This is a genomic window from Avibacterium sp. 20-129 (genome assembly GCF_026226845.1).
GTDB lineage: Bacteria > Pseudomonadota > Gammaproteobacteria > Enterobacterales > Pasteurellaceae > Avibacterium.
Genome location: NZ_JAKKOE010000001.1, coordinates 1,254,863 through 1,270,731 on the forward strand (window position 1 = coordinate 1,254,863; position 15,869 = coordinate 1,270,731).

14 protein-coding genes are annotated in these 15,869 nt (G+C 41.8%); 4 read left to right on the forward strand and 10 right to left on the reverse strand.

What is annotated here, in order from left to right; all coding sequences use genetic code 11:
* Positions 1-28: 28 nt before the first annotated feature.
* Entirely contained in the window at positions 29-1,792 is a 1,764-nt protein-coding gene (dnaG, locus tag L5B90_RS05995) for a DNA primase (RefSeq protein ID WP_250363938.1), read from the reverse strand.
* 144 nt (positions 1,793-1,936) lie between these two features.
* Positions 1,937-2,152: a 30S ribosomal protein S21 gene (rpsU, locus tag L5B90_RS06000; RefSeq protein ID WP_017805200.1), complete on the reverse strand. Its 216-nt coding sequence runs from the start codon at positions 2,150-2,152 to the stop codon at positions 1,937-1,939.
* A 242-nt stretch (positions 2,153-2,394) separates the two neighbouring features.
* Between rpsU and tsaD the strand changes: the two genes are divergently transcribed.
* The 4 genes from tsaD to L5B90_RS06020 all read left to right on the forward strand — a co-directional run bounded on the left by tsaD (position 2,395) and on the right by L5B90_RS06020 (position 5,134).
* A complete protein-coding gene (gene tsaD, locus L5B90_RS06005) occupies positions 2,395-3,426 on the forward strand; it encodes a tRNA (adenosine(37)-N6)-threonylcarbamoyltransferase complex transferase subunit TsaD (RefSeq protein ID WP_265762395.1) in 1,032 nt (343 codons plus the stop codon).
* Positions 3,427-3,435: 9 nt separating this feature from the next.
* Positions 3,436-3,669, forward strand: coding sequence for a hypothetical protein (locus L5B90_RS06010; RefSeq protein WP_250351419.1), 234 nt, complete (start codon positions 3,436-3,438; stop codon positions 3,667-3,669).
* A gap of 12 nt (positions 3,670-3,681) precedes the next feature.
* A complete protein-coding gene (locus L5B90_RS06015) occupies positions 3,682-4,263 on the forward strand; it encodes a thymidine kinase (protein WP_250363935.1) in 582 nt (193 codons plus the stop codon).
* A 115-nt stretch (positions 4,264-4,378) separates the two neighbouring features.
* Positions 4,379-5,134 (forward strand): class I SAM-dependent methyltransferase, encoded by a 756-nt coding sequence (locus L5B90_RS06020; RefSeq protein WP_250363934.1) that lies wholly within the window; start codon positions 4,379-4,381, stop codon positions 5,132-5,134.
* Positions 5,135-5,308: 174 nt separating this feature from the next.
* Here the strand turns inward: L5B90_RS06020 and L5B90_RS06025 are convergent, their stop codons facing one another.
* The 8 genes from L5B90_RS06025 to napA all read right to left on the reverse strand — a co-directional run bounded on the left by L5B90_RS06025 (position 5,309) and on the right by napA (position 15,845).
* Positions 5,309-7,105: a DEAD/DEAH box helicase gene (locus L5B90_RS06025; RefSeq protein WP_250363933.1), complete on the reverse strand. Its 1,797-nt coding sequence runs from the start codon at positions 7,103-7,105 to the stop codon at positions 5,309-5,311.
* A gap of 141 nt (positions 7,106-7,246) precedes the next feature.
* Entirely contained in the window at positions 7,247-8,143 is an 897-nt protein-coding gene (gene nlpI / locus L5B90_RS06030; RefSeq protein WP_250364525.1) for a lipoprotein NlpI, read from the reverse strand.
* Positions 8,144-8,247: 104 nt separating this feature from the next.
* On the reverse strand, positions 8,248-10,383 hold the full coding sequence (gene pnp / locus L5B90_RS06035) for a polyribonucleotide nucleotidyltransferase (RefSeq protein WP_250363932.1): 2,136 nt from the start codon (positions 10,381-10,383) through the stop codon (positions 8,248-8,250).
* A 273-nt stretch (positions 10,384-10,656) separates the two neighbouring features.
* Positions 10,657-11,259 (reverse strand): cytochrome c3 family protein, encoded by a 603-nt coding sequence (locus L5B90_RS06040; RefSeq protein WP_265762558.1) that lies wholly within the window; start codon positions 11,257-11,259, stop codon positions 10,657-10,659.
* An 11-nt stretch (positions 11,260-11,270) separates the two neighbouring features.
* Complete coding sequence (locus L5B90_RS06045) at positions 11,271-11,702, reverse strand: nitrate reductase cytochrome c-type subunit (RefSeq protein ID WP_250363931.1); 432 nt, start codon at positions 11,700-11,702, stop codon at positions 11,271-11,273.
* 1 nt (position 11,703) lies between these two features.
* On the reverse strand, positions 11,704-12,567 hold the full coding sequence (napH, locus tag L5B90_RS06050; protein ID WP_265762396.1) for a quinol dehydrogenase ferredoxin subunit NapH: 864 nt from the start codon (positions 12,565-12,567) through the stop codon (positions 11,704-11,706).
* Entirely contained in the window at positions 12,567-13,319 is a 753-nt protein-coding gene (gene napG, locus L5B90_RS06055; protein ID WP_265762397.1) for a ferredoxin-type protein NapG, read from the reverse strand. Before napG ends, napH begins: the two co-directional genes overlap by 1 nt.
* Before the next feature lie 45 nt (positions 13,320-13,364).
* Positions 13,365-15,845, reverse strand: a complete 2,481-nt coding sequence (gene napA, locus L5B90_RS06060) for a nitrate reductase catalytic subunit NapA (protein WP_265762398.1) — start codon at positions 15,843-15,845, stop codon at positions 13,365-13,367.
* Between the last annotated feature and the right edge of the window lie 24 nt (positions 15,846-15,869).

The following is a 15,869-nucleotide window of genomic DNA, read 5'->3' on the forward strand; positions in this document are numbered from 1 at the left end:
TGATTTTATCACCGTTATGTTGGATTAACTATTTATTTTGCTGTTTTTTCAATAATAATTGTGCAAGTGTGTGCCGTTCTTGTTCATTTAAGCCTTCTGTGCGTGCTTTCGCGATAAGCATTTCGATATTTTTCTCCATTAGTTGCAAATAAAAAGAACGCAAGGTTTCACGAAATGTGTCTTCGATTTTATCCTCATCGACTAAATGATCCCACACAGCCAGAATTTCAAGGGGGCGAAAATGCTCAGTATCACGGTAATGTTCTAAAATTTGTGCTGTCGTCATCCCCACCCGTTCACGACAAAGTGCGGTGATTTTTTCAAACAAATCTAGCCCTGCCTCATTGAGTACCGACAAGGCACTTAAATTCTCTGGCACAATGTGGATCAACTCTGGATTTTGTAATAGCAAAGCAATCAGCACACGCATTGGTGTGCGTTTTACCACATTTTGCTTCGGCGTTGATGAGGTATTTTCTTTTTGTGCGGGGATTAAATGCTCAATCTGCGTTTCATTAAAGATCCCCAATTTTTGCGCCAAAAGCTGACGCAGAGATAAACGTAGCAATTCCCCGGGAATTCGGTTAATCAATGGTACCGCAAGCGCAGCCAGTTTTCCCTTGCCTTCTTTACTTGAAAAATCCACCTGTGAACTCAGTGTGGCAAATAGAAAATCACTCAGAGGCTGTGCTTGACGAATATAATCCTCAAACCCTTCTTTACCATATTGACGAATGAAGGTATCAGGATCTTCGCCATCGGGTAAGAAAATAAACTTAATTTGCCGTCCATCTTCTAAAAAAGGCAACGCATTTTCTAACGCTCGCCACGCTGCATCACGCCCGGCACGGTCAGCATCGTAACAACAAATAATCTGTTCGCTAGAACGAAATGCGAGCTGAATTTGCTCAGGCGTTGTCGCTGTGCCTAAAGACGCAACGGCATAATCTACTCCAAATTGAGCAAGCGCCACCACATCCATATAACCTTCTACCACCAGCAACATTTCAGGGCTATCATTAACTTGCAATGCTTCAAACAAGCCATAAAGCTCGTTGCCTTTGTGGTAAGTCATACTTTCTGGGGAGTTCAAATATTTTGGTTTTTCATCCCCTAACACGCGTCCACCAAACGCGATGGTTCGCCCGCGACGATCACGGATAGGAAACATAATGCGATTACGAAAACGATCATAAACATCTTGCTTTTCGTTGCGCGATAACATTCCCACATCAAACAATTTTTGGCGAGCATCTTGATTGCCCCCAAACTGTTTAAGCACCGCATTAAACTGATTCGGTGAAAAACCGATTTGAAAACGTTCAATCACCTCAGCAGATAAACCACGTTTTTGCACATAAGATTGCGCGGGAATATGATGCGCAAGTTGCTGATGATAAAATACTGCAATTTCTTGCATTAGCTGGTAAAGATCTTTCTTAGTGCGATAACTCGCTTGGGGTTTGCCTTTGTTATCCAAGTGCGGTGAGTTTTCATAAGGAATTTCCAGCCCTAAATGATTGGCAAGCTCTTCTACTGCCTCAATGAATTCGAGCTTATCATATTCCATTAAAAAATTAATCGCATTACCGTGTGCGTGGCAGCCAAAACAATGGTAAAACTGCTTTTTAGGGCTTACGGTAAAGGAAGGCGTTTTCTCGTGATGAAAAGGACAACAAGCCTGAAATTCACGCCCTGCTTTTTTCAGCTTAACCCGTGAATTAATTAATTCGACAATATCTGTTCTGGCAAGAAGATCATCAATAAATGAACGTGGAATATGGCCTGCCACAATAATTTCCTCTCATTTCAATCAATGTAGATTTAGAAAGACATACCTAAGATAATAAGAAATGACAGAGCTAAAAACAACAAAACCGTGATTCCAAAAGGTTTCACGGCCTGCTTAACTCGAGTTTAATTAAAAAATTTTTAATTAGTATAAACGTACATTACGTGCATTCTCACGAGCAACGCGTTTTGCGTGGCGTTTAGCACGAGTTGCGTTTTCACGTTTACGAATTGTTGTTGGTTTTTCGTAAAATTCACGGCTACGAACTTCCGCTAAGATTCCTGCCTTTTCGCAAGAGCGTTTGAAACGACGTAATGCTACGTCAAATGATTCATTTTCACGAACTTTAATTACAGGCATAAGCCATCACCTCAATATGGATTAAAATATTTTGCAAAATGTATTACCGTTTCGATCAAACGGCTTATTTAAATTAATAAGGGTCGCAATTTTAATCTAAAAAAAATGCAAAAGCAAAGAAAAGATCCAACTTTATTGAAATTAAGCCATTCAACAAGGCTGAATATGATGCTTAGCTGGTGAAAAAATCATAAACAGGGTAGAATTAGGCAAATTTTTTTAGCTAGTAAAAGAGAGAAAAAATGCGAATTTTAGGCATTGAAACATCTTGTGATGAAACAGGTGTGGCGATTTATGATGAAAATAATGGGCTTATCGCCAACCAACTTTACACCCAAATTGCATTGCACGCCGATTATGGTGGAGTTGTACCTGAATTAGCATCACGCGACCATATCCGTAAAACCGCTCCGTTAATTCAAGCGGCATTAGCACAAGCAAATCTAACCGCCAGTGATATTGATGGTATTGCTTATACTTGCGGGCCCGGACTGGTGGGTGCATTATTGGTTGGCTCAACCATTGCGCGTGCTTTGGCTTATGCGTGGAATGTGCCAGCCATTGGGATTCATCATATGGAAGGGCATTTACTCGCCCCAATGTTAGAAGAAAATGCACCGCACTTTCCTTTTGTTGCCTTGTTGGTATCAGGCGGTCATACTCAGCTTGTACGGGTTGATCGCGTAGGACAATATGAAGTGCTTGGCGAAAGTATTGATGATGCTGCAGGCGAAGCCTTTGATAAAACAGCGAAATTACTTGGTTTGGATTATCCGGGAGGGGCGGCATTGGCACGCTTAGCGGAAAAAGGCACGCCTAATCGCTTTACTTTTCCACGTCCAATGACAGATCGCCCCGGCCTTGATTTTAGTTTTTCTGGCTTAAAAACCTTTGCGGCAAATACCATCAATCAAACCATTAAAGAAGAAGGAACACTCACCGAGCAAAGCAAAGCAGATATTGCTTATGCGTTCCAACAGGCGGTGGTAGAAACCTTAGTGATTAAATGCCGCAGAGCCTTGAAAGAAACGGGCTTTAAACGCTTGGTTATTGCAGGTGGGGTGAGTGCTAATCAACAATTACGCCAAGCCTTGGCAGAATTAATGGCACAGTTGGGTGGGGAAGTTTTTTACCCACAACCGCAATTTTGTACGGATAACGGGGCAATGATTGCCTATACAGGATTTTTACGCCTGAAACACGGTGAACATTCACCATTAGAAATTGAAGTGAAACCACGTTGGGCGATGACAGAATTAAACGAAATTAAATAAGGAGCATTTATGCAATCTCACCAATCTAACGCAATGCGTGCCGCTGGCATCGGTTGCGTGCTTATGCTTATCGCTATCGCTGTTGTCTTGATCAAATTACCGACTGCACAGGTGATGGATCTACTTACCCTTGCAGGACAATGGGTAGGACAAGGCACTACTGTTGGCATTTTTATGCTTGCCACGCTCCCACCATTGACGGGGCTGGTATTTTACTTTATTTGGAAATGGCTAACAAAATAACCGCACTTTATTATGGCTAAACTTTATTTCTATTATTCTACGATGAATGCGGGCAAATCCACGACCCTGCTACAATCAGATTACAACTACCGTGAACGGCAAATGAATACGCTGGTTTACACCGCCGCTATTGATGATCGCTTTGGGGTGGGCAAAGTAACCTCTCGCATTGGGATTAGCCAGCAAGCAAAATTGTTTCATAAAGAAACGGATCTTTTTGCCGACATTGCCCTGCACCTTGAACAAGAAAGTCTGCATTGTATTTTGGTGGACGAAGCACAATTCCTCACCAAAGCGCAGGTTTATCAACTAAGCGATGTGGTGGATAAATTACATATACCCGTTTTATGTTATGGATTACGCACCGACTTTCAAGCGGAACTCTTTGAGGGTAGTAAATATTTACTTGCTTGGGCTGATCAGCTAGAAGAATTAAAAACCATCTGCCATTGTGGACGCAAAGCCAATTTCGTATTGCGTTTGAATGATCAGGGGGAAGTGGTTAAAGATGGCGCACAAATTCAAATCGGTGGCAATAATCATTATGTTTCCGTATGCCGTCGTCATTACAAAGAAAAAATTGAACAGGCATAAAACAGACCATTTTTTCACCGCACTTTATTTGTAAACAAGAATTGATCGCATTTAACTAGGAAGGACACAGGAAAGCTGATATAGTTGAATGATGATTAATCCTAAGGGAGGTAATATGAAAAAAGAAGAAATGGGACATAATTTTCTTGCCCGATTAGGCAAAACACGTTTACGCCCGGGCGGTCGCAAAGCCACAGAATGGTTGATTGCTAACGGCGATTTCAACGCGCATAAAAAAGTCTTAGAAGTGGCGTGCAATATGGGAACAACGGCCATTGAGTTAGCCAGTAAATTTGGCTGCCATATTGAAGGTGTGGATCTTGATGAAAACGCATTAGAGAAAGCAAGAAAAAATATCGCTGAAAAAGGGCTACAAGATAAAATTCAGGTTCAACGTGCCAACGCAATGAAATTGCCCTTTGCCGATAACAGTTTTGACATCGTTATCAATGAAGCAATGCTCACAATGCTACCAGTGGAAGCCAAAATTAAAGCGGTACGCGAATATTATCGCGTTCTCAAGCCCAACGGCTTTTTGCTCACTCACGATGTCCTTCTTACCACGGACGATGCAGACAAGGTGATCCAACAGTTACGCGAAGCCATTAACGTTACCGTAACCCCATTGACAAAACAGAACTGGAAATCACTCTTTTTAGATGCAGGATTTCGCAACGTGGAAACCTATTCGGGCAAGATGAGCTTACTTTCTCCAACAGGAATGATTTATGACGAAGGGGTATTCGGCACAGCCAAAATTATCCGCAATGCCTTAAAGCCAGAAAATCGCCCGACATTTACAAAAATGTTTAAGGTTTTCAATGATCCTGAGAAAAAATTAGGCTTTATCGCCCTATGTAGTCAAAAATAATTTAAGCGAAAATCCTCCGCCCTTATCACACTAAAGTGCGGGGATTTTTTAGTGAATTTTAGTTTTTATACAAAAAATTTATGTGCAAGTTCCCGCTTTACGGAAAATGTACCGCCTTATATTTTACGATAAAAATAAAAAATAGCCCCAAGGGGCTATTTTCAACAACTAAAATTATCTTTTTCTTGAACGAGATTTAAAACCACCTTCATCAAAAGTGCGGTGATTTTTTTCTTTAAATTTGCGTTCACCTTTGCCGCGGGCAAAACGCTCATCAGCGCGACTTTTGCCTTTTCCAGAAAAGCCTTTTCCTTTCCCCTCGCCCCCTTTCACTTCACCAAGGAAAGACATTTGCATTGCTTTGTTCATTACACGAGTTTTCGCGAAATGATTGAGCAATTCTTTCGGCATTCCTTGTGGTAATTCAATGGTGGAATGACTATCGTAAAGTTTGATATGCCCAATATAACGGCTGTTAATATCCCCTTCATTGGCAATGGCACCAACAATATGACGCACTTCAACACCATCTAAACGTCCGACTTCAATGCGGTATAAATCCATCGGCTGCGGATTACCATAGCCACGGCGTTCAGCTGAACGTGGATTCTCACGGCGGCTACGCTCCCTTGGGGTATGTTTATCAAATACAGGATCTGGTGGGAGAATTAATTTTTGTTTACCTTGTAATAGCATTAGCATTGCAGCAGCAATGTCTTCCTGATCTTGATCAGCGGTGAATAGATCTTCTAATAAGCTACGATATTGTTCTAGATCGTGATGCTCTAGCTGTTTGGTAATTTGTGCCACGAATTTTTTACGGCGGCAAGCCTGTAATGCTTCGTGGTTTGGAATTTCCACTTCTTCAATTGGCTTTTTGGTTAAGCGTTCAATATTTTTTAACAAGCGGTTTTCTCTTGGTTCAACAAAAAGTAAAGCTCGCCCTGCGCGTCCTGCACGACCGGTTCGCCCAATACGGTGAACATAACTTTCTGCATCAAGAGGAATATCATAATTTACCACTAAACTAATACGCTCAACATCCAAACCACGCGCAGCAACATCAGTGGCGACGAGTATATCTAAACTGCCGTTACGCAGACGGTCTAGAGTTTGCTCACGCAATTGTTGCGTCATATCCCCATTTAGTGCTGCTGCACGGAAGCCGTGTTTTTCCAGTAACTCAGTAATATCAAGGGTGGCAGTTTTGGTACGTGCAAAGATAATCGCCGCATCAAATTCTTCCACTTCAAGAAAACGCAATAATGCCTCGTTTTTACGAAATCCACGAACATACCAACAGCTCTGTGTAATATCCGGTGCGGTGCGTTGTGTAGATTGAATTTTCACCTCTTTTGGCTCGTGCATAAAGCGTTTCGTAATACGGCGAATAGGTTCGGGCATTGTTGCCGAAAATAAGGCTGTTTGATGCTTCTCTGGCAGTGCTGCCATTACTGTTTCCACATCGTCAATAAAGCCCATACGTAACATTTCATCTGCTTCATCTAAAACAATGGCTTTTAATTCAGAAAGATCAAGAGTGTTACGTCTAAGGTGATCTAAAATACGCCCCGGTGTCCCCACCACCACTTGCGCCCCTTGTTTTAAAGCACGCAATTGAATGTCATAACGTTGTCCACCGTAAAGGGTAACAATATTGATGCCTTTGGCATATTTCATAAATTGCTCACAAGCATCTGCCACTTGAATGGCAAGCTCGCGGGTTGGTGCCATCACTAACATTTGTGGCATTTTTTTATTTGGCTCAATTTGAGCTAAGAGTGGGAGAGAAAAAGCAGCGGTTTTTCCACTCCCTGTTTGTGCCATTCCAAGCACATCATCACCCGCTAAAAGGTGAGGGATACAAGCCTGTTGGATTGGTGAAGGGGATTCAAATCCCATATCTGTTACAGCATTAAGGATAAATTCAGGAAGTCCTAAATCATTAAAAGTGATGTTTGTTTCAGTCATTAAAATACTCGAATATAAAAGGAAAGCTCAATTACTTTCAGTTTGGCAAAGCCGAGGTGTTACTAATAGATAGCAGCTTTGCGGATAACATTGTTGAAAATTTTTACGTTTTACAACACCAAATCTAGGTAAATACCTAGCTTATTTTGCTTGCTGACGTTTTAATTTCGCCAATTCAAGCACTGCAAAACGATACTCAACAAAGTTATACACCTGATTCGCTATGGTCAGTTTAAACAGATTTTCTGCTTTTTCTTTTTGACCCAAATTGAGTTGTTGTTTTGCTAGATAAAAATAGGTTTCGGTCAATACTTCAGCATAAGGGATTTTTTGCGTTTCAGCAAATTCTCTCCCTTGCTGTTGTAGCTCTGCAAGCGATAACTGACCTAAATAATATTGCACAATATAACTGCCCCACTGCTTTTGCGAGAGTGCAGGGGCTTGTTGTGCTAACTGCTGTTTAGCCTTTTTAGGATTGATTTCTAGTTCATTGAGGTATAACCATAATGCACGGTAAGCATCGCTTTGATCTTGTTGATAAAACTGCAAAAAGTCCTGCTGTGCAAGTGGATAACGCGCTATATAATAAAAACCTAAACCTCGATTGAATAGGCTATATTCATCTTTTGGATTAAATTCCAATGCCACATTAAACGCTTCTAAAGCCTCATCATAATTTTCATTAATAAGCTGATAGACGCCTAAATAATTATAAAGTGCGGCATTTTTTGGCTGAAAAATTAAAGACTGCAAAAAGTCATAACGTGCTAATCCCCAAAGACCAAGAGCGTCATACAGCACGCCTCGCTCAAAATGTAAGGAAGCACGATCTTTTTTATCCATTCCGCCAATTTGTAATACTTGGCTAATCCGAGCAATCATAATTTCTTGCTCAAGATGGCTATTTGGTGTCTGTGTCGCAATGAGCAATTTATTTTTTGCCATAAATGGTTGCGAATCTACACAGCCGACAAGTAACAACGCAAAACACCAGATTGAAAACAATCTGAGAGATTTTATACGCCAATTACATTGCATCATTGTTTAGCCTTAGCTTTTTAGCTTAAGTATACCTGACTGACAATGTCAGCCAGTTTTCCATTAAGGAAAATAGCTCCCTAACAAGTAGGGAGCAGAGTTTGTTATTCTTGCTCGCTAACGTCAAGCACAATCTCTTCTGGTTGGCTTGTTTCTTGTTTTGGAGCAATATCTTTCATCGTTAAACGGATACGACCTTGACGATCAATCTCAACCACTTTCACGCTCACTTCCTGACCAACAGTCAAGTAATCACTTACTTTCTCTACACGTTCATCAGCAATTTGTGAAATGTGAACTAAGCCTTCTTTATTGCCTACTAATGAAACAAATGCACCGAAATCAGCAAGGCGAGTTACTTTACCTTGATAGATTGCACCCGCTTCCACTTCTGCAGTGATATCTTGAATGCGAGCCATTACTTCTTTCACCGCATTATTATCCACGGCTGCGATTTTCACTGTACCGTCATCATCAATATCAATCGAGGTACCCGTTTCTTCCGTTAATGAGCGGATCACAGCACCACCTTTACCGATCACATCTTTAATTTTCTTCGGATCGATTTTCATCGTGTGAATACGCGGTGCAAAATCTGAAATATCTTCACGCGGTGCAGGAATGGCTTGTTCCATTACACCAAGAATGTGCATTCTTGCCCCTTTCGCTTGATTAAGCGCAATTTGCATAATTTCAGGCGTAATTCCTTCAATTTTGATATCCATTTGCAGTGCAGTTACCCCTTCGCGTGTCCCTGCAACTTTAAAGTCCATATCACCTAAGTGATCTTCATCACCTAAAATATCAGAAAGCACGACAAATTTTTCGTCTTCTTTCACTAAGCCCATTGCAATACCCGCAACCGCCGCTTTAATTGGTACACCCGCATCCATTAAAGCTAATGATGCGCCACATACTGAAGCCATTGATGAAGAACCATTTGATTCGGTAATTTCAGAAACAACACGAACAACATAAGGGAATTCGCTCAAACTAGGCATTACCGCAGCCACGCCACGTTTTGCCAAGCGACCGTGACCAATCTCACGGCGTTTTGGTGAGCCGATCATACCCGTTTCACCCACAGAATATGGCGGGAAGTTGTAGTGGAATAAGAAATGATCGGTTTTTTCACCAGTTAATTCATCAATAATTTGTGCATCACGCTCTGTACCTAAGGTTGCCACTGCCAACGCTTGAGTTTCACCACGAGTGAAAATCGCTGAACCATGTGTACGTGGTAATACACCGGTACAAATATCCAACGCACGCACCGTATCCACGGTACGACCGTCAATACGAGGCTCACCATTTAAAATGCGTGAACGAACGATTTGACTTTCAAGTGCGGTAATAATATCAACAATTTTTCCTTCACTGATGGTTTCATCTTCCGCTGTGAGTTGGCTCACAACGTCTGCTTTAATCGCATCAATTTGCTCATAACGTGATTGTTTTTCGGTAATACGATAAGCATCGCCTAAACGGCTTTCGGCTAATGCTTTCACTTTATCAATCAACGCAGTATCTGGTGCTGGAGGCTGCCAATCCCAACGAGGTTTACCTGCTTCTTGAGCAAATTCTTTAATCGCTTCAATCACCACTTGTTGCTGTTGATGACCGAACACCACTGCGGCTAACATTTGTTCTTCGGTTAAAATATCCGCTTCCGATTCCACCATTAATACGGCTTTATCGGTGCCTGCTACCACTAAGTCTAAACGGCTTTGTTTTTGTTCGCTCGTGGTTGGGTTTAAAACAAATTGACCATCAATAAAACCAACGCGCGCCGCACCAATTGGTCCGTTAAATGGCACGCCTGAAAGAGTAAGTGCCGCAGAAGCCCCAATCATTGCGACTAAATCAGGGCTAATTTGTGGATTTACCGAAACCACGGTTGCCACGATTTGAATTTCGTTGAAAAAGCCTTCAGGGAATAATGGACGAATTGGACGATCGATTAAACGTGCAATTAAGGTTTCACCTTCTGATGGACGGCCTTCACGTTTGAAAAATCCTCCCGGAATACGTCCCGCTGCATAAGTACGCTCTTGATAATTTACCGTTAATGGGAAAAAATCTTGTCCTTCTTTAACCTCTTTTTTCGCTACCACAGTAACGAAAACGCTGGTATCGTCCATACTCGCCATCACTGCTGCCGTGGCTTGACGGGCAATTGCACCGGTTTCTAAGGTTACCGTGTGCTGACCATATTTAAATTGTTTAACAATTGGATTCACAATATTTTCCTTTCAATTAAATGAAATAAGTGCGGAATATTCCGCGTGAAATGCTTTTCGTAAATCAACTTTTTATCTAACCAGTTGATTTCACTACTTTTCCCAATTGCGACTAGCAAAAATCATCTCAAAAAAAGACCGCACTTAATCTCTCACCAAAGATCATTTTTGATAGCCGCACGCCAACGGGAAAATAAAAAGCCCTGCTATTATACAGGGCTTTTTCGTTTATTGATACCAATTCAACCAAATATCTTTTTCGCTGAGGAAAAATTAGTGTTCTTTGCTACCTTCAGCTTTCTCTGGAAGGAAACCTGATCTCACGTCTTTCATATTCGGTAAGTGGTGAGCAATCCCTTTATGGCAATCAATACAGGTTTTCCCTTCTTTAATCGCCATCGCGTGCATTTTCTCTGCCACTGTTTTTTGTTGCGTGAAATCCATTGCCTCAAAATTATGACAGTTGCGACATTCTTGTGAGTTATTGGCTTTCATTCTTGCCCATTCACGTTCTGCCATTTCTAGACGAGCAGCTTCAAATTTTTCTTTGGTGTCCACTTTACCTGTAAGGTGTGCATAAACTTCTGTTGCTGCTTTGATTTTTCTTACCCATTTAGGAATAAATTCGTGCGGTAAATGGCAGTTCGCACAAGTGGCTTTCACGCCTGTGCGGTTCATATAATGCACAGATTGGCGATATTCTGGCACAACATCATTCATATGACAGCTTGAGCAGAATTCTTCCGTATTGGTATGTTCAAGAGCGGTGTTAAATCCTCCCCAAAAGAGAATACCAGCAATAAACGATAGCGTGATTAAAACACCGACTGCCATACGACTCGGTGAGCGAAACCAATGCCAAAACTTTTTGATCAATTTCAACATTTTTATTCTCCGTAACCTTTCATAGGTTTAAATTCATTTGGCACGATTGGCTCGACATCAGACTGTGAAACGTGGCATTGCAAGCAGAAATAACGTCTTGGTGAGGTTTCACCGCCGACAATGTTGCCTTGGCGATCCATAAAGTGCGTTGGGCTAATGCGTGTTGCTCCTGTAATGCGTGATGCTTCAACACTGTGGCAGTTTAAGCACTGATTGACATTTTTCGTCACTTGATAATTTTTCACACTATGTGGAATTGTTGGTGGCTGATTTACATAGTTAAGTGCTGGCAGCTCACTTTGTTTTGGTACATTGTGGAAAGCTGGCTTCACATCTTCTGCCGCCCCTTGTAAATAGTTGTCAATGTTATCTTCCGCAGCCATTACGCTGGTGGCGAAAAGTGCGGTTAAAATTACTAAGGTTTTTTTAATCATTTTATTCCCCCGAATGATTAAATCTAGTGGTAAAAGTAAATACGTTTTCAGCACAAACATCAATGCAACGTCCGCAACTGATACAATCTTTAGAAAGCACGAGCTGGCTTTCGTCTTTTTTGCCGTGCAATGGGCTGCGTAACACTTGTGGCTCAGGGCAAACATTGTAGCAATCCATACAATTATCACAGCGTGTGCGATCAATGACTTTAATACGCGCAATGCTTTTCGCACCAATTAAGCCATAAGTTGCCCCGATAGGGCATAAATGCCCACACCAGCCATGCTCTGCAATCAATAAATCAAATAAAAATATCGCTAAAATTAACCAAGTTGTTGCACCAAAGCCATAAATTAACGCGCGTCCAAATGCACTCACCGGGTTGATCCATTCCCACAACATAATGCCACTCATTGCACTGCCGATAAGAATCATCAATAAAATACCGTAGCGTAATCCACGTGGGATTTTGGCATTTTGCCGAATGCCTAATTTACGTCTTAACCAAGCAGCACTGTCGGTAACAAGGTTTAACGGACAAACCCAGCCACAAAATATTTTGCTCCCTAACAAAGCATAAAGGGCGATCACAATACTCGCACCAAGTAGCGTTGTGAAGTTTGGTAAATGGCCTGTTGCAAGGGTTTCTGCGGTAATGAGGGGATCACTCATTGGGATTAAATCTAAAAATAAACTTCCACTATAATTGCCACGCAAAATCCACACACCAAGCCAAGGGCCACTTAGAAACATTGCGAGAATGCTTAACTGGGTTAAACGACGCCAAAACAAAAAGCGATTAGCACGCCATAAACCAAGCTTTTCTCTTGCTTCTCTTCCTGCATATTTCGGTGAATTTACCATTAACGCCCCTCCGGTTTGCGTACAGGTAAAGAAATCATATCCTCAGGTGCAAGAGAATGCCCAGCCTTTTCTTTTTCTTGCCAACCTAAGCGATAATGTTTACCTAACATTCCTTTTGCTAAAGAGAGAGGTAACACTTTAATTGCCGCCTCTTCCAGTACGCAGGCCTCTTCACATTTTCCGCAACCTGTGCAAGCATCAGAATGCACAGTTGGGATAAATAATGCGTGTTTACCCGTGCGATCATTACGTTGCATTTCTAACGTGATCGCTTTGTCAATAAGCGGACAAACGCGATAACACACATCACAGCGTAAGCCTTGCCAATTTAAGCAAGTTTCGTGATCTAGCAACACCGATAAGCCCATTCGAGCGTCATTAATATTATCCTGTGTAGAATCTAACGCCCCACTTGGACAGGCTTTTGCACAAGGAATATCTTCACACATTTCGCAAGGTTTCTCCCGTGCGATAAAGTAAGGTGTGCCAGCTTCCATAGGCGAAAGCAAGGAGGCAAGGTGTAACATTTCATAAGGACAGGCTTGCACACATTGTCCGCAGCGAATACAGGCGGCAGCGAATTTTTTCTCATCTTCAAGGGCAAACGGTGGACGTAATGCCACGCCTTGACGTGCAAGACTTTGCTCTTGTTGAAGTCCGAGTAAAATGCCAAGACCTGCTAATCCGCCCGCAGTACGAGCAGCGTCTTTAAAAAATTTACGGCGTTCCGGTGTTTGGGTTAATTTTTTCATCGTTTTTTCACCGCACTTTAGCTATATCAAAGTGCGGTTATTTTTTTAAGCTTTTTCCACTTTAACGGCACATTTTTTGAAGTCCGTTTCTTTAGAAATAGGATCGGTTGCATCTAACGTAAGTTTATTGGCAAGCTGACCTGCATCAAAGAAAGTGGTAAAGACTAAGCCTTCAGGACATTTATTACGTCCACGGGTATCCACATAAGAAATAATTTCACCACGACGTGAAGAAACTTTAATCTTATCACCATGACGTAATCCCCGTTTTTTCGCATCATTTGGGTGCATCCAAACGACGTTATTCGGGAATGAACGGTGTAATTCAGGAACACGGCGAGTCATTGTGCCAGTATGCCAATGTTCTAATACACGCCCCGTAGATAACCATAAATCATATTCTTCATCAGGCACTTCCGCTGGTGGCTCATAAGGAACCGCTAAGATCACGGCACGTTTGTCAGGCTGACCATAGAATGCCACGCCTTCACCAGCTTTAACATAAGGATCATAGCCTTCGCGATAACGCCATAATGTTTCTTTGCCATCAACCACAGGCCAACGTAAACCACGTGCTTTATGATAGAGATCATAATCTGCTAAATCATGTCCATGTCCACGACCGAAAGAGGCATATTCTTCAAATAATCCTTTTTGAATGTAGAAACCAAAATCATAAGCTTCATCATTTAGGCGATCATTTAGCTCTACATTAGAATATTTATCTACATTACCGTTGCGGTATAACACCTCATATAATGTTTTGCCTTTAAATTCTGGATTTGCATCTAAAATGTCAGCGGGCCAGACTTCATCCGTTGTGAAGTATTTTGAAAATTCTACTAATTGCCATAAGTCAGATTTTGCTTCACCCGGTGCTTTCACTTGCTGACGCCATACTTGTGTGCGGCGTTCGGCATTACCGTAAGCCCCTTCTTTTTCTACCCACATTGCGGTTGGTAACATTAAATCTGCAGCTAATGCGGAGACTGTTGGATAAGGATCGGAAACCACGATAAAGTTTTCAGGATTACGCCAACCCGGGAAAGTTTCTTGATTGATATTTGGGCCACCTTGCATATTGTTAGTACACATTTGCCATAACACACGCATTTTGCCATCTTTTAATGCACGGCTTTGTGCCACAGCGTGATAGCCTAGTTTATCGGTGATCACACCTGCTGGAATTTTCCACGTTTTCTCTGCTTTAGCACGATGTTCAGGTTTTGTTACCACCATATCAGCGGGTAAGCGGTGGATAAAGGTACCTACTTCACGCGCGGTACCACAAGCAGATGGCTGACCGGTTAATGAGAATGGTCCACAGCCCGGAATGGAGATTTTCCCAGTTAATAAGTGAATGTTATAAATCAAGTGGTTTGCCCACACACCACGCGTATGTTGGTTAAAGCCCATTGTCCAGAACGAAACAATTTTGCGTTTTGGATCGGCATAAAGCTGCGCCAAACTTTCAAGTTGCTCTTTTGGTACGCCTGACATTTCGTGTGCTTTATCAAGGGTATATTCAGACACAAGGGCTTTGAGTTCTTCAAAGTTACTGTCATACATTTTACCGCTATTAGCATTTTTTGCTGCTTTTTGGCGCGGATCGCTATCACGCAAGCCATAACCAATATCGGTTTCACCACGTTTAAATTTAGTATGTTTATTAACGAAATCCCAATTAATGGCATCATTTTGAATTAAATAATTAATGATGTAGTTCAAGATCACTAAATCTGATTGTGGTGTGAAAACCATTCCATTATCGGCAAGTTCAAAACTGCGATGCTCAAAGGTAGAAAGCACGGCCACTTTAACATCAGGATTGGATAAACGGCGATCAGAAATACGCGACCATAAAATTGGGTGCATTTCTGCCATATTTGAACCCCATAACACGAAAGCTTCCGCTTCTTCAATATCGTTATAACAACCCATCGGCTCATCAATACCAAAGGTACGCAAAAATGCAACCGCCGCGGAAGCCATACAATGACGCGCATTTGGATCAATATTATTAGAACGGAAACCGGCTTTCCAAAGTTTGGCTTTCGCGTAACCTTCAAAAATGGTGCTTTGCCCAGAGGTGAACATTCCCACTCCATTCGGTCCACGTTCTTTCATTGCCGCCAAGAATTTTTCTTTCATCGTTTTGAAAGCGGTATCCCAAGTTACTGGCGTGAAATCACCATTTTTATCATATTTGCCGTCTTTCATACGCAACATTGGCTGAGTTAAACGGTCTTTTCCATACATAATTTTTGGTAAGAAGTAACCTTTGATACAGTTTAATCCACGGTTTACTTCCGCATCAGGATCCCCTTGTGATGCCACAACACGTCCATTTTGCGTACCAATTAATACTCCACAGCCTGTACCACAGAAACGGCAAACACCCTTGTCCCATTTGATACTGTTATCCTGTGTGGCTTCCACATTTTTTACTGGAATGGTTAATCCTGCAACCGCCGCAGCGGCAACGGCTGCATTGGTTTTCATAAAGTCTCGGCGACTTAAATTCATCTCATTTCCCCCACGAGTATGATT

What these genes read in the sequence shown, in the direction of transcription:
- rpsU (WP_017805200.1), bottom strand. Translation starts at nt 2,152, where the DNA reads ATGCCTGTAATTAAAGTTCGTGAAAATGAATCATTTGACGTAGCATTA.
- tsaD (WP_265762395.1), top strand. Translation starts at nt 2,395, where the DNA reads ATGCGAATTTTAGGCATTGAAACATCTTGTGATGAAACAGGTGTGGCG.
- L5B90_RS06010 (WP_250351419.1), top strand. Translation starts at nt 3,436, where the DNA reads ATGCAATCTCACCAATCTAACGCAATGCGTGCCGCTGGCATCGGTTGC.
- L5B90_RS06015 (WP_250363935.1), top strand. Translation starts at nt 3,682, where the DNA reads ATGGCTAAACTTTATTTCTATTATTCTACGATGAATGCGGGCAAATCC.
- L5B90_RS06020 (WP_250363934.1), top strand. Translation starts at nt 4,379, where the DNA reads ATGAAAAAAGAAGAAATGGGACATAATTTTCTTGCCCGATTAGGCAAA.
- L5B90_RS06025 (WP_250363933.1), bottom strand. Translation starts at nt 7,105, where the DNA reads ATGACTGAAACAAACATCACTTTTAATGATTTAGGACTTCCTGAATTT.
- nlpI (WP_250364525.1), bottom strand. Translation starts at nt 8,143, where the DNA reads ATGCAATGTAATTGGCGTATAAAATCTCTCAGATTGTTTTCAATCTGG.
- L5B90_RS06045 (WP_250363931.1), bottom strand. Translation starts at nt 11,702, where the DNA reads ATGATTAAAAAAACCTTAGTAATTTTAACCGCACTTTTCGCCACCAGC.
- napH (WP_265762396.1), bottom strand. Translation starts at nt 12,567, where the DNA reads ATGGTAAATTCACCGAAATATGCAGGAAGAGAAGCAAGAGAAAAGCTT.
- napG (WP_265762397.1), bottom strand. Translation starts at nt 13,319, where the DNA reads ATGAAAAAATTAACCCAAACACCGGAACGCCGTAAATTTTTTAAAGAC.
- napA (WP_265762398.1), bottom strand. Translation starts at nt 15,845, where the DNA reads ATGAATTTAAGTCGCCGAGACTTTATGAAAACCAATGCAGCCGTTGCC.